The sequence below is a fragment of the Ralstonia mannitolilytica genome, from assembly GCF_000954135.1.
Taxonomy (GTDB): domain Bacteria; phylum Pseudomonadota; class Gammaproteobacteria; order Burkholderiales; family Burkholderiaceae; genus Ralstonia; species Ralstonia mannitolilytica.
Map to the genome: position 1 here is coordinate 1,347,673 of NZ_CP010800.1, position 19,772 is coordinate 1,367,444.

The 19,772-nt window shown below is 64.4% G+C and carries 16 protein-coding genes and 1 pseudogene; 3 read left to right on the top strand and 14 right to left on the bottom strand.

Features of this window, described 5'->3' with window-relative positions; all coding sequences use genetic code 11:
* The first annotated feature begins 12 nt into the window (after positions 1 to 12).
* Positions 13 to 972 (top strand): site-specific integrase, encoded by a 960-nt coding sequence (locus TK49_RS22535; protein ID WP_045220193.1) that lies wholly within the window; start codon positions 13 to 15, stop codon positions 970 to 972.
* Positions 973 to 1,098: 126 nt separating this feature from the next.
* Here TK49_RS22535 and TK49_RS22540 read toward each other — a convergent pair whose 3' ends face one another.
* Positions 1,099 to 4,032, bottom strand: coding sequence for a Tn3 family transposase (locus tag TK49_RS22540; protein WP_024979352.1), 2,934 nt, complete (start codon positions 4,030 to 4,032; stop codon positions 1,099 to 1,101).
* 524 nt (positions 4,033 to 4,556) lie between these two features.
* Between TK49_RS22540 and TK49_RS22545 the strand changes: the two genes are divergently transcribed.
* Positions 4,557 to 5,153 carry a hypothetical protein gene (locus TK49_RS22545; protein ID WP_157774032.1) on the top strand — a complete coding sequence of 199 codons (597 nt, stop codon included), beginning with the start codon at positions 4,557 to 4,559 and terminating at the stop codon, positions 5,151 to 5,153.
* Positions 5,154 to 5,237: 84 nt separating this feature from the next.
* Here TK49_RS22545 and TK49_RS22550 read toward each other — a convergent pair whose 3' ends face one another.
* From TK49_RS22550 to TK49_RS22605, 13 genes and pseudogenes are all read right to left on the bottom strand, one after another.
* On the bottom strand, positions 5,238 to 6,968 hold the full coding sequence (locus TK49_RS22550) for a phage integrase family protein (RefSeq protein ID WP_082076379.1): 1,731 nt from the start codon (positions 6,966 to 6,968) through the stop codon (positions 5,238 to 5,240).
* Positions 6,969 to 8,236: 1,268 nt separating this feature from the next.
* Positions 8,237 to 8,926 (bottom strand): hypothetical protein, encoded by a 690-nt coding sequence (locus TK49_RS22560; protein WP_045220200.1) that lies wholly within the window; start codon positions 8,924 to 8,926, stop codon positions 8,237 to 8,239.
* Positions 8,927 to 8,938: 12 nt separating this feature from the next.
* Entirely contained in the window at positions 8,939 to 9,613 is a 675-nt protein-coding gene (locus tag TK49_RS22565; RefSeq protein ID WP_240480038.1) for a HupE/UreJ family protein, read from the bottom strand.
* Between the two features lie 104 nt (positions 9,614 to 9,717).
* The gene (locus TK49_RS24665) at positions 9,718 to 10,086 is read right to left on the bottom strand and encodes a hypothetical protein (protein ID WP_157774033.1); all 369 of its coding nucleotides are present in this window, start codon (positions 10,084 to 10,086) and stop codon (positions 9,718 to 9,720) included.
* 37 nt (positions 10,087 to 10,123) lie between these two features.
* On the bottom strand, positions 10,124 to 10,798 hold the full coding sequence (locus tag TK49_RS22570; protein WP_045220204.1) for a heavy metal response regulator transcription factor: 675 nt from the start codon (positions 10,796 to 10,798) through the stop codon (positions 10,124 to 10,126).
* A 32-nt stretch (positions 10,799 to 10,830) separates the two neighbouring features.
* Positions 10,831 to 12,165: an MFS transporter gene (locus TK49_RS22575; protein ID WP_045220206.1), complete on the bottom strand. Its 1,335-nt coding sequence runs from the start codon at positions 12,163 to 12,165 to the stop codon at positions 10,831 to 10,833.
* Between the two features lie 21 nt (positions 12,166 to 12,186).
* Positions 12,187 to 15,423, bottom strand: a complete 3,237-nt coding sequence (locus TK49_RS22580; protein ID WP_045220207.1) for a CusA/CzcA family heavy metal efflux RND transporter — start codon at positions 15,421 to 15,423, stop codon at positions 12,187 to 12,189.
* Positions 15,420 to 16,613: a nickel/cobalt/cadmium efflux RND transporter periplasmic adaptor subunit NccB gene (gene nccB / locus TK49_RS22585; RefSeq protein WP_045220209.1), complete on the bottom strand. Its 1,194-nt coding sequence runs from the start codon at positions 16,611 to 16,613 to the stop codon at positions 15,420 to 15,422. Before nccB ends, TK49_RS22580 begins: the two co-directional genes overlap by 4 nt.
* On the bottom strand, positions 16,610 to 17,230 hold the full coding sequence (locus tag TK49_RS25125) for a TolC family protein (RefSeq protein ID WP_476727117.1): 621 nt from the start codon (positions 17,228 to 17,230) through the stop codon (positions 16,610 to 16,612). Before TK49_RS25125 ends, nccB begins: the two co-directional genes overlap by 4 nt.
* A gap of 48 nt (positions 17,231 to 17,278) precedes the next feature.
* A pseudogene (locus TK49_RS25130) lies at positions 17,279 to 17,789 on the bottom strand (TolC family protein); the annotation flags it as partial.
* A gap of 78 nt (positions 17,790 to 17,867) precedes the next feature.
* Positions 17,868 to 18,446, bottom strand: a complete 579-nt coding sequence (locus tag TK49_RS22595; RefSeq protein WP_045220211.1) for an RNA polymerase sigma factor — start codon at positions 18,444 to 18,446, stop codon at positions 17,868 to 17,870.
* Positions 18,443 to 18,835, bottom strand: a complete 393-nt coding sequence (locus tag TK49_RS22600) for a periplasmic heavy metal sensor (RefSeq protein ID WP_276203708.1) — start codon at positions 18,833 to 18,835, stop codon at positions 18,443 to 18,445. The genes TK49_RS22595 and TK49_RS22600 overlap by 4 nt, the downstream gene beginning before the upstream one ends.
* A gap of 50 nt (positions 18,836 to 18,885) precedes the next feature.
* Positions 18,886 to 19,173: a CnrY/NccY family anti-sigma factor gene (locus TK49_RS22605; protein WP_045220532.1), complete on the bottom strand. Its 288-nt coding sequence runs from the start codon at positions 19,171 to 19,173 to the stop codon at positions 18,886 to 18,888.
* Positions 19,174 to 19,375: 202 nt separating this feature from the next.
* Between TK49_RS22605 and TK49_RS22610 the strand changes: the two genes are divergently transcribed.
* Positions 19,376 to 19,591: a hypothetical protein gene (locus TK49_RS22610; RefSeq protein WP_045220216.1), complete on the top strand. Its 216-nt coding sequence runs from the start codon at positions 19,376 to 19,378 to the stop codon at positions 19,589 to 19,591.
* The last annotated feature ends 181 nt before the right edge of the window (positions 19,592 to 19,772 follow it).

The window sequence follows — 19,772 nt, forward strand, 5'->3', positions numbered from 1 at the left end:
TTTGACAGTTCAATGGCGGATATCGACAGGTATTTGCAGGCTGCGACCCGCGATCACACGCGGCGCAGCTATCAGTCCGCCATCCGTCATTTCGAGCGGGAATGGGGTGGCTTCCTGCCGGCCAGCGCTGACAGCATCGCGCGCTATCTGGCCGAGCACGCGCAGGTGCTCTCCATCAATACACTGCGCCAACGGTTGGCTGCGATCGCGCAATGGCATGTTGCGCAGGGCTTTCCCGATCCCACCCGAGCACCGCATGTCCGCAAGGTGCTCAAGGGCATTCAGGCACTGCACCCAGCGCAGGAGCGGCGTGCCAAGCCGTTGCAGCTCGCCCAGTTGGAGCAAATGGTTGCCTGGCTGGATACGCAGATCGCCGCCTCGTCTGAGGGCAACGCCCATCAACTCCAGGTGCATACCCGCAACAAGGCGCTGGTGCTGATCGGCTTCTGGCGGGGCTTCCGGTCGGACGAACTGAGTCGGCTGCAGATCGAGCACATCACGGTGGAGCCCGGCCGGGGCATGACGATTTTCCTGCCGCGCACCAAGACGGATCGCAACCATGTCGGCACGACCCACAAGGCGCCCACGTTGTCGCGCTTGTGCCCAGTCGCCGCCTACGAGGCCTGGCTGGCGGCGTCCGGCCTGACTGAGGGCCCGGTGTTCCGCAGGATTGACCGCTGGAGCCGAATCGCCACCGATGGACTGCAGGCCAGCAGCATCGTGCCTTTGTTGCGCGCGCTGCTCCATCGCGCGGGACTGCCGCAATCGGACCGCTACAGCAGTCACTCGCTGCGACGCGGCTTTGCAACCTGGGCGAATTCGAACCAGTGGGATCTCAAGATGCTGATGGAGTACGTCGGCTGGAAGGACGTACGCTCGGCCATGCGCTATATCGACGCGGCCGACCCCTTTGCACAGCATCGGATCGAAGCAGCGCTGTCGGTCGCACCGCCGCCGGGCATTGCAGGCTGACAGGTTCGATCAAGCGGACCTCTTCAATTGCTTTGGCGAAGCGACCTTGCATGACCCGCTAACGGGCACGATTGGGGTTGACTAGGGCGCATGAGACGTGACGCCGCACCCGCACCAAGTTGTCCGTCACGCTTGGCTTGCGCGTCGCCGAGGTGCCGCCTCCAACAATGCGTCCTGGTACTGGTGGATCGGGAAGCTCAGAATGCCCCGGAAATTCACATGTGCGAAGTGTGCCGGCCCCATGCGTCGGAGCCAGTCATCGTCGACGCGTTGCCCCTTACCGCGCCATGCGTCGACTGTGACTTGCATCCGTTGCGTGTTCCAGCCGATCACCAGATTCGTCAGCAGCGTGAGCGATCCGGAAATCGCCATCATCTCGTCCTGACGCCGCCCACGATCGTGCTGGACTTTGCTGGAGTAGATGGCCCGCTGGAGCTGGTGTACCGATTCGCCACGGTTGAGCAGCGTGCGCAGCTCCCGCCGAAACTCGCTGTTGCTGAAGAAATCGCACAGGAACAGCGTGCGCAACAGCTTGCCGAGGTGATCGGCTGCCCGGTGGATCGGGTCGCCCTGGGCAGCACTGCCAAATCGCTGCAGCGCCACGATTGCGCTCACGCGCCCAGAGTGAATGGAGGCCACCAGGCGCAGCAAACCATCCCAGCCTTCACGGATCGCCTTGGGCGAGATGTCGAGCGAGACGGCACCCTCCAAACCGTCTGGCACCTGCAGGCCGCGCGGCAGGTACAGCTTGCGCTCCGACAGATTGCGCAGCCAGGGACACAGATCGAAGCCGAGCAACTTGGCTACCGCCATCCCCACGTTCGTGTATCCATGGGTATCCACGGCAAGACGGAGCAACCCGCCGTCGGCGCGGGTCTCGTTGTGGCGCATCACGCCTTCGATCGCAACGCCAGTCTGGCGCTCGTTGAGCACCATGGGCTGGTTGTAGACGATCCCGTGCTGGTCCAGCACGTGCGTATAGATCCCGACAGCATGGGTGCGGCGGCGTGGGTCGGCGCGAGCGTAGAACAGGTGGGGTGAGGTATCCAGGCTCATCGAATCGCTCGACGCCAGTTGCCCCGTTCCCCACAGCTCGGTGATCGGGTGCGTGCGCTGGAATTCCACCACCCGCTCGTTCGCACGGCGCAGCCGCCCAGGCATCTCCAGGGCGCGCATCGCGGTTGAGACGTGAGCGGGGTCCAGTTGCGGGATCATGGCCGCCACACCCTTGGCATCCAGTTCGGTGCCGTGGGCAATGAGCCCTGCGTAGAGCGCGATCAGTTCTTGCGAGTCTCTGGCCTTGCGGGCCAGCAGCACTTCACTGAAATTGGTACGCGCATCCATCTCCAGGATCATGTCGGCAAACTGCGCGTTGCCGATGTCCTTGAACAGCAGATCACGGGTGCGCGTGGGTATGCCGTCCGTGTCCGCCGCTTCGAGCGGCGACTGATGGAGCACGCCATTTGCATCAATGGTGAAGTGGCCGGCTTCGCGGGCCTCGTTCAGTGCGGCGAGACTCGCTTTCAGGTGGTCCGTCAGCCGGTTGAGATAGGTGTCCGCTTGGCTCGGCAAGCCGAGCGAGGACAGATACCGGTCACGTTCGGCATCCCACTGCGCAGGTGGGATCAGCAACTGATCGCGCTCACGGAACGACAGGCTGTGGTTGATCCACACCGTGCCGCGGCGCAGCCCTCGGCGCAAGCCCAGCATCGCGCTGGCTTCCATGGCGCGCATCGCGCGCTGACGGTCTTCGCTGTTAACCAAGTCGCGCCAACTGGCACTGACTGGCACCTGGCAGTCGGGCGGCAACTCCGTCGCCCCTCGATCATGCAATCTGCCGACGAACTCTAGCTGCTGCACAGCAGGATCGGCGCCGTTGCTGGCAAACTCCAAGCCGCGCAGAGCAGTCAGGAGATTGCGGATACGGTGTGGGTCTTCGGTGAGCGTCTCTCGCACACTGGCCGCGTGGCTCGCGGGTGGTTTGGTCGAGAAGCCCTCCAGCAACTTGCCGATGTCGGCCAGCCGGTCTTCCGCTGAACGACGGGTATCGTCAACCAGCGCTTTGATGTCGACCAACTGCTGCCGGTATTCAACCGCCGAGCGCACTTGCTTGGCCGTGGTCTTGTTGTAAGCCCGGCGGACCAGGTCGGAAACGCGCCGCCCGGATTGGTAGGCCATCGCATCCGTCAGCTCCAGCAGGGTCACACGCAGGAAGAACACCAGTTCGATCGTGCGCGTGGAGGTTTTCAGTTCGCGGACTTTGGCGGGGCGGCGAGCCTGGATGCGCTGGCCGTAGGCGCGCTGTTTTTCGATGGGGACAGCATCGAATGCCCAGGTATGTGCGCCGAGATCCTTCAGGAAGCGGATCTTGTCCAGCGTCTCGGTCATGGTTGACGGGCTGTGCCGGGCTGGTGGGGTCTTGAGCCATTCGAGTATGGTCGTACCCGATGTTGCATGCTGAACGAACACAGCCGCTTCGGCCTGTGCGATCTGCGTTAGCGGAACAACCGCCTCAATCATGGCCAGCAATTCGCGCTCGATGCCGGCCCAAATGGAGCGGGCAATATCCAGCAGTGCGCGGGTAGAAGGGATCAGAATCCGTCGCTCATACAGCCAGAAGTGAGCGTGCTGGAGCAACTCATCGATCGTCAGCGATTCGGCGGCATCCTGCCGCATCCAGGCTTCCAGCCCAGTCCACTGGTCGCCATCAAGCCGCGTCAGGCCAAGGTAGTCGCATGCCCAAACCTGATGTTCGTAAAGGGTCTTGTATCGCTGATAAATGGTGCGCAGCGAAGCAATGGTTGGCGTCGACACCCCCAGCCTTGCGCCGACATAGCGCAGCAACTGCCGGGGAAGGGTGTTGAGTTGGTCGAGGGTATGACCGCTGGCGCGAAGAAAGACCAGTTGGATGGCGGCTCCTGCGCGGCCGTCACGCCGGAATTTCTGGTTGATCGCGAAGATATCGCTCTCGGTCAGCGCGAAGTAGCGGTCGACGTCGAACTCTGACAACCGCGTGGGCAAGGAGTCCTTTCCCACATAGCGAAATTCCAAGCCCGGCATCTTCAGCCCCCATCAAGGTGGCGCGATCCGAAATCGCGGGCGAACATCGTACTCCTGAAGTCACTTGAGGACAGCAGACAATTGTCGACAAAGACCTGGGAGCCTTATGAATAAAGGCCTTGTGGGGAAACCGCCAGATTTTGCACGAAAAGTACGATTACCCCCGTTCGCATCGGGAGAATTGGTACTTTTTGCGCATAATCTATCTTATGTAAAATTAAGCTATCGGATTAAGCGATTCGATAGCGTGGACGTTAATTTGCATAAATTTGTTACCCGTTTTTGCATAAATTTGTTACCCGCCCCTAGGCGCTCACCTTTCGGAGGCTGGCAGTTTCGATGACGGCACAGCCGGCGACTATGCCGGGAGCGCCGTGTGCTCTCTCTACCGTTTGCACGTGCTCGCGCCCCCCGCCTGCGAGATACCCCTGTCCGAGTTGTCGGCCTCTTTGCTAGCCGTGTAAAGTGACGCAAAGTTACTTTAGGACACTGCCGTGGCGTGGCAGACAATACCGAGGGCGGACATGGAATCTTCGGCGGTGCCCTGGTCACAGGGCGTGCAATTACTGTCTTGGCTGGCGCGCGAGCCATGTGTGCAAAATCCGGATGCGGTAGCGCGCGCGTGGGAGGTGATGGCCCCTGCCGCACCGACGCTGGCCGATTGCGGACGGATGTATGCAGCCTATGGCCGGAGCTTTTCGGTCGCCCAACTGCGCTACATCGCGCAGCATTCGGCAGCGCTGTTGCTGGCGCGCTGGGCGGCCTCCGGTTGGCCTTATCTGCGGTTCAATGAGGACCTGGGCTTTACCGCCGGGCCCACTTACGTCGAGCTCCGACCAGGTCAGGTGACGCCTAGCTTCTGGGCATTTTGCTTCGGCACCGTGACCATATTCAGCCTGGCCGTCGCGGCATTCACCTATGGCAAGACTTCCGGCGGCGTGGGCGGTTTGGTGCTGGCGGCCATCTGCTTGGCCTTTCTGATGCTCGAGTTCGTCGATCTGCGCAGCCGTCACCATGCACGGCGCGCGATCGCCCTGTGCGCGGCGGGGCCGCACGCCGACAGCATGACGATCGCCGTGATGCCAACCAGGGGATTCGGCTTGAAGGACTCCGTGTTTTGAGCCAGAACCGCTCGGCAACTAAGGGCAAGATTGCGCCCCCCTTGTTCGTCCGTACAGCCCGCTGTGGCGCCCTTGCGGTGTCATTTAAGCCCCAAATGCCTCTCCGATCTGCCGAGCCCGTTTGACTTCATCGCTATGCAGGTAGACCGAAGTCGTCGACACCGACGCATGCCGCAGATTGTCCCGGACGATGGTCAACTCGGCGCCCCGATCCAGAGCGTGCGTGGCGTGCGTATGCCGCATCCAGTGCGGACTGGCACGGCGCAGCTTGTCCGCAGCCGCAGGATGGTCCGAACCAATGATGTCAGCGGCCAGCTTGAAGAACCGCTTCACGACCTGCCATAGCCGCGTGCTCGTGATTCCTGAGCCGGACTCGTCGCTCAGGTCACCGACCAGGCGAATCTCCGGACGCCACAAGCGCCGGCTTATGGGCAAACCGCGTTCGGACAGATAGCGCTCCAAGGCCCGCCGGGCCAACGGCGGCAAGGCCACCTTGCCGATGCGCCTGCCCTTCCCGGTCAGCTCGAGCCATTCATCGCCTTCCGCGTCGACCCAAATATCCCCGAGCGTGACGCCTACCAGCTCGCTGGGCCGGAGCCCCGTCGCATAGGCAAAATCCAGCATGAACCGCAGGCGCTGCGCCGCGGCAGCCTCCCAGCCGTGGGACCACTCGAGCCCGTCGGCGATGGTCCGCACCAGCTTCCACTCGCCGTCGGTGAAGGCATGCGAGGTATCGACCGCCGCGGTGCGGCCGCCACCGCGCACCTTGATGCCGGCGAAGGGGTTGGCCAGTACGTAGCGTTGCTCGACCAGCCAGCGGAACATCGCTCCAAGGATGGACAGCGCATGGGCTACCGAGCGTGCGGCCAGCGCACCGGTGAACGGCCGCCAGTCTGGCGACGAGCGCGGGCGTGGCGGCCCGACCCACCGCTCTCGCGGCGTGGGCCGGCGCAGGAAGGCGCGGTAGGCCACGGCGTCTTCGGTGGTCAACGACGACAGCGGCCGCTGACGCTCGACGATGGCCCACAGGATCAGCCGTTCCGCTTCCTTGCGGTAGGTGCGATGAGTGGCCGGCGACTCGTGCAGCGCCAGCCAGGCCTGCACCGCCTCGTAGTCGTTGTCCGCGGTTAAGGTGCACGTCGCGCGCGGGGCGCGAAAGCGCCCTTCGGAGCCGTCGACCTGATGGGGCAAGCGTAGTTGCTCCCACGGCACGACGCTGCTGCGCCGCTCCTGCACGATCAGCGCGCGGGCCCGCTCGGTCAGCTCGGGATGCGCGGCGAAGAACGCCTCGATCTGTTTGGCACCGGTAGCGCCCAGCCCGGGGATGGTTGCCCACCAGCGTCGACGCCTGGGCACGCGCACCGTCAGCGCCGCCAGCGTCTCGATGCCGTGGGCGCGCAAGGCGGCGACGGCGCGGGCCGGCAGCCAGCGGCCGATGTCGTCGGTGATCGCTGGCTGTGGCGTGGGCAGCGTGCGCAAGACCTCAATAGCACGGTCGGCCGCCCTGCCCTGCGCCACCCGCTCCGACGCCGGTATCTCGAACAACGCGGCCAAATCGTCGCGGCCGCGCTCGCGTGCCAGCGAGGCGAGCCGGCGGCGAATGCGGCCCAGCACGGCGCGCGAGGATTGGCCGCGCGCCCTCTCCTCCCCCAGGTATTGCGCCACGGCTTGCCGGGAGCTGAGGCCGGCATGCCAGGCACGCAGCGCGGCCAGGGAGGCGGCATCGGGGAATGCCGTGGAAGCATCGGCGGAGGCCGTATCCATACCCGTGCTGGCGGCAGATGCGGAGTTCGGTAGGGTCAGGCGCGATTTCATGGGCGCCAGTTTAGCGCACCGAAATGGCTATTACGATAAGAAAACTTATCGTAATGGCACGAGGATTCCGCGCAGGTGTCGCCCCCACCTTGACCTCGAACAATGCTCTGGCGAGCCGTTGTAGGCAGAACGTCTCGCCATTTAGGAGCCGGAGCCTGATTCGAACGGACCGGGGAGAATGAGAGCGGAACGGATGCGCCCACGCCGCAGTTGAAGATCTTGCCGCGGACGCCTTACGATCGCGTGGCCTAAGGTCCCCACCGATGGCCCTGGGCCTGCCCCAACAGACGCCCTTTTTTGCCCTGCTCGTCGATGGCAATCTGGGTGTCGGCTTGTGCGATGCTCTCCAGTATGACGGCCAAAAGCCCTTGCCAGAAACACCAAAAAATCGGCGCAATTGCTTGCGGGGCAGGCCGGTCTTTGTCTAGTCAAAGGAAGCGGGTTACCGGTGGATGCATAGCTTTGTGCTCGAGCACTCAGGGCTCGCGCGACTGCCACACACCCCGGCGCCGCCTTCAAAATCCGCCATCCAGCCACCTGCTAGCCAAGCGTCGACGCCTGCGACCGTGGCCCCCTGGCCCGCCACTCCGGATGCGCGCATGCTGGCGTGGCTGGCGCGCGCCGGATGCTTCGCCCAGCCCCATGCACTTACCAACACGCTGGACGCCCGCGACGATGCGACAGGCGCTGGAGCTTTTCCTGCGTGACCGCGCAGGCCGTTCCACACACACCTGCGCGCCTACGACACCGACCTGCGTCCCCTGAGCGCCTGGTACGAGACCCACGGGCACGGGCCGCTGTCCGGCCTGACGCGCCCGCACCGGCTCGCCTACCGCCACGCCCTGCAGCCAGACAGTAGCGACCGGTGCCACTGCTGGCCGAGACCACCCGCGCGCGCGGGCGGTGGTGGCAGCCTCTATCGCTATTGGTACGACACCGGTTATCTGCACGCCAATCCCGCCGCAGGCCTGTCTGCGGACAGGTGGGCCCGCGCCGGTTTGCTCCAACGCGCGTGCTGCCGCCGGCCCTGCTGGCGGCGTGCGACGCCTGGTGCGCGACCCCGGTGCCGGAGGAAGACGAGGCGCTGGCCGTGATGCGCCAACGCGCCATCTAGGCGCTGTTTCGCTATACCGGCGTGCGCATGGCGCAACTGCGATACGGGCCGCGAGACACGGCACAAAAGTGATTGCCGCTCGATTACATGGATTCCTGCGCAGGCATCACCGCGACACCATCGGCAATGCGGCTGCTCTGCGCAGGCCCTTCGATCATTCCACGCGCTTGATCTCCGTGTAATTTCCCTGTGTGCGCAGCGTCATCGTCACATCCTTCGTGCCGCGATTACGCCAGTACCAGCCGTGGTAACCATTGAATGCCGCCTGGATGACGCCGGTGTCTCCACCGACCTGGCGCCCCTTCTTGTACGAGATGGAACGGCCTTCACCATCGCCGTGGGCATCGAAGTTGACGACTGCACCGTTGGCCGTCCAATCGAAATAGGCCTTGGCGCCGGCCTTCATCGTCATCTTCACTTCGGCACCCTGACCTGGACGCAGGAGCAGGCTGACGTTGTCCGACCGATCCGCCGCGACGGAAGGCTGCGCCGCGGGTTCCGGCTGCACGGCGGACGGGACGGCCGAGGCATCGTGCGAATGGCTGCCCGGCGATGTGTGGTCGTGAGGCAGCTCTGGCCGCACCGTTGGCCGCACACTGGCCTGGGCATCCTTCTGGGCGGCTGCGGCGTCTGCGGCAGCCTCGGCAGCCAGTTGCGCCTTCGTCTCGCCCATCTGCGTCAGGCCGAGCGCGCGGCCCACGCCTGTCGGGTCGATGGCGTACTCCGATGGCAAAACAATGGTGACCAGTATGCCAACGGCCACGCCAGCGGCAATGGCAGTGGAACGAAACAGTTGCGCCGAAGTGGGCAGTTCTGCCCGGGTAGGAATATTGGTGTTGTACATGCGTGAGAATCCTCAGGACACGAAGAGGCCAGTAAGCTGATATCCAATCAGGATGAACCCGGCGGACATCATGGCGACATTGGCGGTGTAGGCATGACGCAGAAAACTGCCAGTACGGCGCCAGTAGCCCATAACGATCAGGATCGCGGACAGCGCCAGCAATTGGCCGATCTCCACGCCGACATTGAAAGCCAACAGGTTGGGAAGCAGGCCATCGGGCGAGATGTCGTACTCGATGATCTTCGTGGCAAGCCCAAAGCCGTGGAAAAAACCGAAGATCAGCGTTGCCACCTTGGTATTGGGCTGGAAGCCGAACCAGCGCTGGTAGGCGCCGAGGTTGTCCAATGCCTTGTAGACCACCGACAGCCCGATGATCGCGTCGATGATGTAGCTGTTGATGCCGACGTTAAAGTAAACGCCGAGCAGCATGGTGGTGGAATGCCCGACTGCGAACAGGCTGACATACAGGCCGATGTGCTTCAGCCTGTAGAGAAAAAAGATCACACCCAACAGGAACAGGATGTGGTCGTAGCCCGTCACCATGTGTTTGGCGCCCAGATAAATGAAGGGCAGCACATGGACGCCGGTGATTTCCTGGATGTAACCCTTGTCGCCTTCGGCAACGGCGTGGGCGAAGGCGCCGCCGCTCCAGATGAACAGAAGAAGAACCACAAGGGTCGCGAACATGAGGCAGCGGCGCAACAGGGACGCATTCCAGCCTCCGGGTGTTAACGGCATTAGCATAAGACTCCAGAATTCTTGATGGGGAGGCGGCCGCAATGCGGCCAGGGTCAAGCCAGAGGGGCGCGCAGGCGCGGCGGCCGCTCTACGCGTCCCATGGATTCGGGTAGTGCCTTTGGCGGATGCGCGGCATGCCAGCCGTTTGCGACCCGGCTTGTCACGCCATGCGCCACCGGAGGAAGGTGCATCGCGTCATGCTGATGATCGGAGCCATCGTGGCCGTGCACATGCCCAGGGATGCCTTCGGTGACCATGTCGCGATCGTTCGCGTGGCCATCCTCGACTGCCGCCGAAAGCATTCTCAAGGCGTCATGTGCGGCTGACTCTCCGCGCCACGGCGCCTTTAGCATGCCGACCAGCATCGCGACCGCCACGAGCGCCAGCAGTGTGGCCCGCCACGCAAGCAGGCGCGCGCTCACGCCGGCGCTGCGAGATGGTTTCACGTTACCCATCCGGTCATCCCCGATGCGGATCGAGCACGTAGCCCATTCCGCGGATGGTATGGATAAGCCGAACGTCAAACGGGTCATCCACCTTGGCCCGCAAACGGCGGATCGCCACATCGACGACGTTGGTGTTGGTCTCGAAATTCACATCCCAGACCTGCGAGGCAATCATCGCGCGCGACAACACCTCGCCCTGCCGGCTTACCAGAAGATGAAGTAGCATGAACTCCTGGTTAGTCAGCTCGATCCACTGTCCGTTGCGGTACACTCGCCGGCGGAGCAGGTCGATGTCCAGATCCCCGACCTGCATGCGCTCGCTATCTCGGGTCGAAGTCTGCCTGAGGCAGCGTCGCAGGCGGGCTAGCAGTTCGGCAAACGCATAGGGCTTGCCCAGATAGTCGTCGGCGCCAAGCTCGAATGCCTTTACCCGCTCGGCAATGTCGTCGCGCGCCGACAGGATCAGCACCGGTGTGTCGCTCAGGGCCTTGATGGTGCGGATAACGGACCATCCGTCCGCGCCCGGCAACGTGACGTCGAGGATGACTGCATCGTAGACACCTTCCTTGAACGCATGGATGCCGTCGAGACCATCGTCGACCCCATCGACGCTATAGCCCGATTCCGAAAGCCCCTTGACGAGATACTCGGCGGCCCTGAGCTCATCCTCGACAACAAGCAACTTCATGCGATTCACTTCTTCCACTCCAGCTCCCGCGTTCAGCGCGAATTGGGCCACCGATGATGATCATCGTCGATGGTGAAGGGGTGGCGATGACTGAGGTCGCCGGTGCGGTCACCCTCTGCAAGGTGCGCCGCATCGCCATCCGTGTGATGGTGTTCGATGACATCAGGATCGTCGGCGGGCCAGAAGCGCCATGCCGCCACGACACCGAAGGTGGAGATCGCCGCCAGTGTGGCGAACGCCGCCGTCATGCCGAACCGCGCTCCAATCTGGCCGGCCAGCGGATAGGTGATCAGCCAGCAGGCGTGCGAGAGCGAGAACTGCGCCGCGAACACGGCGGGACGGTCGGCGGACCTGGCGGAGCGCTTCAGCAGGCGCCCACTCGGCGTCTGCGTCATGGAGTAGCCGATGCCGATGATGAACCATGTCAGCAGGAACGCCGGCCATTCCACGGCGGGTGCAAATCCGGCCAACGCGACGCCGAATGCCAGCCCTGCCGTCATGATTGTTGCACCAGTCAGCATCGCAGGCCGGTCCGGGCGCTCGTTCAGCAGGCGCGGGAGCAGCAAGGCCGCCAGCATCGAACCGAAACCGAACGCGGCAAGGCCAAACGGTACGTCGGACGCCGGACGCTGCAGCTTGCTCTGCACGTAGACCACCGTGTTCACGATCACCATCGAACTGGCGGCCGCGGCAGCCAAGTTCAGTGCCAGCAGGCCGCGCAAGCGGGGCGTGCGCAGATAGATCGACATTCCCCGAAACGTCTTCGCGTAAATGCTTCCCGTGCGCTCGACGGCGCGCGCCTGCGGCAACCTCACGGACATCACCATCCCGGCTGAAACCAGGAAGCCAATCACTGTACCGCCGAACAACCAGTGGAAGCTAATCACGGACAGCAGTGCGGCCGCCAGTGCGGGGCTCGCCAGGCTCTCCATGTCATAAGCAAGCCGTGACAGCGAGAGCGCGCGGGTGTAGTCCTTCTCCTCCGGCAGCACATCGGGAATCGTGGCTTGGAACGTCGGCGTGAATGCCGCGGATGCCGATTGCAGCAGGAAGATGAGGATGTAGATCTGCCACACCTGTGTCACGAATGGCAGCGAGATGGCCACGCCCGCCCGGATCAGGTCCATCGACACCAAGAAAGCGCGCCGCGGGAGCCGGTTGGCGAAAGCGCCAACGACAGGCGCGATACCCACATAGGCCACCATCTTGATGGCCAGCGCCGTGCCCAGCACGCTGCCCGCGTCGGCCCCCGCAAGGTCGTAGGCCAGCAGCCCAAGCGCCACCGTGGCCAGCCCGGTACCCACCAGCGCGATGATCTGCGCGAGAAAAAGGTGCCGGTAAGTTCGATTTGCAAGGACTTCAAGCATCAGCGTGCTCCCATTGACGCATCAGCACGATTCCAGCACCGGGCGGGTATCCGGCGACAACGAGGCGCGGCGCCGCAGCACCATCCCGCAGATCGCTGGAAGCACGAACAGCGTAAGCACGGTGGCCGTGACCAGCCCGCCGATCACCACCGTTGCTAGCGGCTTCTGCACCTCCGCACCCGTACCGGTGGCGATGGCCATCGGCACGAAGCCGAGCGATGCCACCAGCGCGGTCATCAGCACGGGCCGTACCCGCTCCATCGCGCCTTCGATCACGGCGGCATTTGGCGCCATGCCGTCCTCCAGGCGCTTGCGAATCGCGGAGATCAGGACCAGGCCGTTCAGCACGGCTACGCCCGACACGGCGATGAAGCCGACCGCCGCCGAAATCGAGAACGGAATGCCGCGCAGCACCAGTGCGAACACTCCGCCGGCAAGTGCCAGCGGCACAGCCGTCAACACCGTGGCGGTCAGCGCCGCGCTACCGATGGCAAGATACAAGGCGGCTGCGATCAGCACTAAACATGCCGGCACGATGATCGCCAAGCGCTTGGTGGCGGCCTGGAGGTTCTGGAACTGACCACCCCATTCGATCCACATGCCAGGGGGCAGCTTTACTTCCTCCGCTATACGGTCCGCCGCATCGTCGACGAAACCGCCAAGATCGCGCCCATCGCCAACGTTGGCTTCGATATAGACGCGACGCCTGCCGTTGTCCCGGCTTACCTCGTTCAGGCCCTGCGTGAAGCGGAATTGCACTAGCTGGCGCAGCGGCACCGAGGCCCGCGGCTGGCCGTCGACCGACGGCAGCATGACGGGCAACGCGCCCAGAACGTCGAGGTTTTCCCGTTGCGCACCCGGCAAGCGCACCACGATGTCAAAGCGGCGGTCGCCATCGAAGACCTGGCCCGCCGGCCTACCAGCCATCGCAGCGGAGATCGTGTCCGCAACCTCCTTGACGGTCAGGCCGTAGCGCGAGATGGCGGCGCGGTCGAACACGATGTCGAAGGTGGGGAAACCACCAGTCAACGGGACACGCACGTCAGTGGCGCCGGGCGTCTTGCGCAGCACCGCCGCAATCTTCTGGGCTGTGACCGCAAGTTCGTCTAGGTTCTCACCATAGAGCTTGACCGCAACGTCACTGCGCACGCCGCCGATCAGCTCGTTGAACCGCATCTGAATCGGCTGCGTCACGTCGTAGTTGTTACCAACCATCGGCGCGGTCTTCTCGCGAATGCGCTCGATGACCTGCTCCTTGGTGGTAATGCCCTCGGGCCATTCGCTCTTGGGCTTCAGAATGATGTAGTTGTCCGACGCGTTCGGCGGCATCGGATCCGCCGCGAGACTCGCGGTACCGGCCTTCGAGTACACGGTCTGCACCTCCGGCAACGACATCACGGCTCGCTCCAGCGGCAGGTCGATGGCTACGGACTGGTCGATCGACGTCGACGGAATACGCACCGACGACAGGTTCAGGTTCTGCTCATCGAGCGTGGGCATGAACTCCCGGCCTACGAAGGTGAACGACAAGCCCGCCAGCGCCAGCACCGCGACGCCCGCACCGATGAACGGCGCCGGACGCGCCACGGCACGTTCCAGCCACGGCCGATAGCGCTGCTTGGTCGCCGCGATGACCTTGACTTCGGTCTCCGACACTTCCTTGCACAGTAGCACGGCGATCATCGCCGGCACGAAGGTCAGCGACAGTACGAAGGCGGAGGCCAGCGCGAGCATCAGCGTGATGACCATCGGCGAGAACATCTTGCCTTCCACGCCCTGGAAGGTCAGGCATGGCAGGAAGACCAGGAAGATGACCAGTTGGCCGTAGACCGTCGGCCGCACCATCTCGCGCGAGGATGCAATGACTTCCTCAAGGCGTTCCTTCAGGGTCAGCAGTCGGCCCTCGTGCTTCCGCCGCTCGGCCAGCCGGCGCAGCGCGTTTTCCACGATGATGACCGCGCCGTCGATGATCAGGCCAAAGTCGAGCGCTCCCAGGCTCATCAGGTTGCCGGAGATATTCAACCCGTTCATCCCGATGGCGCTGATCAGCAGAGACAGCGGAATGACGAGTGCCGCGATCAACGCCGCGCGCCAGTTGCCAAGCAGTGCGAACAGGATCACCACCACCAGCAGCGCCCCCTCGGCCAGGTTCTTGCCCACAGTCTCGATCGTGGCCATCACCAGTTGCGAACGGTTCAGCGTGGGGACGATGACAACGCCCGGAGGCAGGGTCTTGGAGATCTGCTCCAGCTTGTCGCCGACGGCCTGGGCCACGGTGCGACTATTGGCGCCGACCAGCATCAGCGCGCTGCCGACCACCGTTTCCACTCCGTTACGGCTGGCGGCACCGGAGCGCAGTTCGCCGCCGATGTTGACGGTTGCCACCTGGCTCACCGTGATCGGTACGCCCTCCCGCTGCGCCACCACTGCGCGCGCAATCTCGTCCGCCGTCTTGATGCGGGCGTCGGCGCGCACCAGATACGATTCGCCGGAGCGGCGGATGAAGTTCGCTCCGACTGAGAGATTGGCGTCTTCCAGTGCTTGGCCCAGTTCGGAGTAGGAGATGCCGAAAGCCGCCATCTTCGCCGTATCGGGCTCCACAACGAACTGTTTGACGTAGCCTCCCAGCGAGTCGACATCCGCCACCCCCGGCGTAGTACGCAGTTGTGGTCGGATGATCCAGTCCTGCACGGTGCGCAGGTATGCGAGCTTCGACACGCGATCCGAAAGGCGTTCGCCACGATCGGTCAGGAAGCTGCCATCGCTTTGCCAGCCGGGCTCCCCATCCTTGACTGTGGCGCCCTTGCCGTCCGGGAACTGATATTCGACGCTGTAGTGGAAGACTTCACCCAGCCCCGTGGACACGGGCCCCATCTGCGGCTCCACGCCGTCCGGCAGGTTTGGACGCGCCTGCGCGAGACGTTCGGTCACCTGCTGGCGCATGAAGTAGAGATTGGAACTCTCCTTGAAGATCACCGTGACCTGGCTGAAGCCGTTGCGCGAGAGCGAACGCATGTTCTCCACGCCGTTCAGGCCCGCAATGGCCGTCTCGATCGGGTACGTCACGCGCTTTTCCACTTCGACGGGGCTCAGCGTGGGCACCACGGTGTTGATCTGCACCTGCTTGTTCGTGATGTCCGGCGTCACGTCGATGGGCAGCAGGTTGAGCTGCCACGCCCCGATCGCGCCGACGACGGCGGTGAGGAACAGCACGAGCCACCGGAAGCGGACGGCGCCGCTCAGGATGCTTTCGATCATTCGTCGTCCCCGCCCGCCTTGTTCATTTCCGCCTTGATCAGGAAGGCATTACGGGTGGCCACCTGCTCGCCGGGCTTCACGCCGGAGAGGATTTGCGCCACACCACCGCTGCGCGAGCCAACCAGCACGGACTTGGGGCGAAAGCCCTGCTGCGTGCGCACGAAAACCACATCGCGGCCATCGAGGTTCTGCACGGCATCCTCCGGCACCGACATCGCGTTGGCATCGGCCGCCTTCGTATGCAGACGGACCTGAACGCCCTCGCCGACGATCAGGCCGCTGTTGGCATCGACCGGCGTCACGACTACCGTGGCGGCGCGGGCACTGCCCGAAACGGTTGGCGTCACGGCCTGCACGCGGCCAGCCAGCGGCGCGCCGTTGGCGAGCACGATGGTGGCGTCGCTGCCGGCGGCAATGCGGCTGGTATCGGCAGCGGTGACATAGGCTTCAACCTGTACCGCGCCGGAGCCCGCCACGCGGAACAACTCTGCCTGTGGCGCGACATACGCGCCGAGGGTGACCGACTGCGCGGTAATTCTGCCGGCGATGGGGCTGACGACGGCCACCGAGCGGCCATCGCTCGAGACCTTGGCAGCCTGAGCCACCGTTGCCGCGCGCTGGACCTCGGCTTGCGCCACGTCCAGGGCCATGCGCGCCGACTCCATCTCCTGGCGCGGCGTCACGCCTTGCTGAAACAGGCTCGATTCACGTTCGTATGTCTTGCGCGCCAGGTCCGCACGGGCCTGCGCCACCTTACGCTCGGCGGCCATGGCGGCGGCCTCGGGACTGTCCACCAGCGCGAGCACATCGCCCGCACGTACGGCATCGCCAAGTTTGCGCTGGATGCGCAACACGGCGCCTGCCGCACGCGAGGCGATGACTGCCTCGCTGCCCGGCACGGCCGCTACCGACGCCGGCGCCAACAGTACCGAGCCGACACCACCCGCCGATACCGGCTCCACCGCGATATTTGCCGCGGCAAGGTATTCGCCTGGAATTCTGACCTCCGCAGGCTCGGCGGCCGGCGCCGAGGCGGCTGCCTTTTCCGGTGCGGCGGCGAGCTTCGATACCTCGGCGCCCGACGGGGAACCAAGCCCGCGTGCCGCGCCAAATCCAACCAACGCCGCCGCGGCGGCCACCCCTGCGATCATGGGCCAGCTCGGCTGCCGACGCTCGTTCTTCGTCATCATCGTGATTCCTCAAATGCCAGACGGCCGTCCGCCTGCGCCATCGCCGCCAGCGCACGCACGCGCGCCAGGCGAGCATCAATCGTCAATTGCCGCGCCTCGACCAGCGCGCGCCGGACGGCCAGCAGCTCCACAAGCGGGGTCTTGCCCGAGTCGTATCCGATCCGCCCAAGCCGATAGGCTTCGGCAGCGGCCTGCTCGCCCACGCTGGCCGCCGCAAGCTGCTGCTCGGTCGCGGTAGCCTGCGAAATTGCCGAGCGGCGTGCCGCCACGGCCTCCAGCCGGGCATTGTCGAGCCGGGCCTGCGCCGCCGATGCACGCTCGACGGCAGCATTCACGCCATTGCGGTTCTGATCGAACAGGGGAATAGAAGCCGTCACGCCGACCACATAGCCGCTGGTATTGGTCCAGCCGTAGCGTCGCACGCCGGCGCTCACGGCGATATCGGGAATCCAGCGCTTACGCTCCACGGCGACCTGCGCGTCAAGCGCATTGCGCTCGGCTTCGGCTGCCAGCACGCTCGGGGAGTCGGCGGCGGGCAAGGCTTGGCTAGGCAGCGACGGCTTGACCGACAGCAGCGAACTGGCGAGGCTCGTGTAGGGTTCGGTGGCGCCGGTCATGGCGGACAGCCGCGCCAGCGCCTGTGTGGCGTCATTCTGCGCCGCCGCTTCGGCGGCCTGCGCGGCGGACACACTCGCCTGGGCCTGCGACGTACGCAGCGTCGCCTCCTTCCCGGATTGCACTAGCGCCCGGGCCGCCGCGAGTTCATCGTTGGCACGACTTAGGTTCTCCGATGCGAGCGCCTTGCGCGGCCGCGAAATTCCACTCGCCGACAGCGATCCGCGCGCCGCGTTTGCCCCCGATCTCGAGCGGCAGGCTCAGTGTGTAGGTGTTCTGCCGCTGGCTTACGCCATCGGACGCCGGTGCGCCAAGGTTCTCGACCATCGTGTCGATACGCGGGTTGAGCCAAGCGCGCGCCTGGGCGGCGTCGGCACCCGCCGCGCGCACCGTTGCCGCCTGAGCGGCCATGGTCGGGGCAATCGCCAGCGACTGGCGCAGAAGATCGGCATAGGGCGGCGCTTCCGCAGCATGCGCCGTCGCCCCGGTCATCAGCCACAGGGCTGCAACGGCGGCCGCGTGACGTGCCAGCTGGGGTAATGAGAAAGTCACCTGAATCATTGCGAGAGAAGATGAAGCCGGGATTGGCTGCTCCACTTTCCTATACGGCGCCCGGTGGGCAGCCCCCTCGCAATGCAGTCAATTATTTTTCTCGTTTGCCTTGAGCAGTGCCGCAAGCCTCGCCCGCGCGCGCGTCACGCGGCTCTCCACGGCCTTGGGGGAGATGTCGAGTGCGCACGCCGCCTCGGGATGCGACATCTCCAGAAACGAGGTAAGGATGATGACTTCGCGCGAGGCGCGGTCGAGCTTGCCGAGGATCCTGTTGATATGCGCAAGTTCGCGCCGGGCGCCGATCTCCCGTTCCGGGCCGGGCGCCTCGCTGGGCGCCGCATCGGCAAACGCTGCCTCGTTAACGTCCGCCGCACCGAAGAAGAAGTGCCTGACACGCCGAAAGCGATGGAGGTCCCGCATCTTGTTCAGGCCGATGCGGAAGAGCCAGGGACGAAAGGGCTTCTCTTCGTCGAATTCGTCCAGCGCATGCCAGGCCGCGATGAACGTATCCTGCACGACATCGTCGATGTCGGTTTCAGGAATGCCGAACGAGCGCGCGGCCTGCGCCAGGGCGCGCCCGTGCCGTTGCACCAGTTGGCCGAAGGCGTGCTGGTCGCCATCGGCGGCGCGTCGCGCAAGGAAATTGTCTGTCGATACTCCGGTCACTGTGAGCCACGTCGCAAGGCTTCCACTAAGACGCGATCGTAGGCCGCGCGGTGCTCCGGTTTCAGCCCGGCGCGCATTTCAAACACGTGCACGAGCGTGGCGCGCTGCAAGTCTCCGGCGGCCCGTTCCACCTCTTGGGTGGCCGCCTCGACCGCCGGCGTCCATTGCGGGTTCTTCGCAATGGCATCAGCGAGCTTGCCGTTTGCGACACGCAGGCGGGTCTCGATCTCGCGCCGGCGCTCGGCAAACGCCTGCTCCTTCAGTTGCAGGATGCCGCGCTCGTTGGCATCCAGGGGCACGGCGCCGTGCAGCACTTCATGGAGACTCGTGTGCGAGTCCTCGTTCGCGTGGGTGAAATAGATGCCTGTGATAGCGACCAGTACACCCAACAGCGCACCGGCTAGCGTCGAAAGCGACAAACGAAGCGTACGCGATCTCATCATTTCCCGATCAGAAGGCTGAACGGCGAAGCGGCGGATGGGGCGGCTACCCAAGTTGGCTGCGGCTTGTCGAGCAGGCTGCCGGCCAGACGCTCGATCGCAGTGAATGCAAGCAGCGAGGCTAGAGCCGCGCAGGCGACAGCACGCCAGATGTCGTGGCGCGCGGCGATAACCATCTGCGTTGGCTCGCGCCCAATCTGCCGCTGGATACCAGAAAGATCCAGATTTTTCGATGCCTCATGCGTTACTTTTCTTGCATTTTCAAACCAACTATCGATATCAGCCATGACCAGATCTCCGATCTCTTGGTGCGGTGGACATTCTATATACGGCGCTCCGCCCCCCTTCCCTTCGCGCTCGCGACAGGAAATTTTCCTGGCGCCGGATTCCATGACCGACCTGTAATCCGCGCGCAATTTGTTTTCCATGTCGCATGCGTAGCCTAAGCCAGGCTTTGCCAGAAACAACATTCAACTTCCGAGAATCGCCATGAAGAAATCTTTCGTCCAGTTCGCCGCCGGTACTGCCTTGCTCGTAATCGCCGCCACGGCCGTCGCAGGCCAGACGCCCATCGTGATCGATGCATCGTACGAAGCGCAGGGACAAGTCCACCGCCCGCGCGATCCGTACACCGACGGCGGCCGCATTGCCGAGCGCGACGCTTATACCGAGGGCGCACGGTCTGCGGAAGGTGTTGCGCGCTAGGCCACAGCTTTCCATCGATAGCGGACGGGTCACCAATGGGTGGCCCGTTTATCTTGCAGCTCGAAGGGGACGTCGCGCCCTCGACTCGCGTTATGTTCTTGTCATCATCCTCGCTTGCGCCTCGGGAGTTGCCGGCGCGCACAGCGGGGGCACCGACCGCCGGGGGGCCATGTGGACCGCA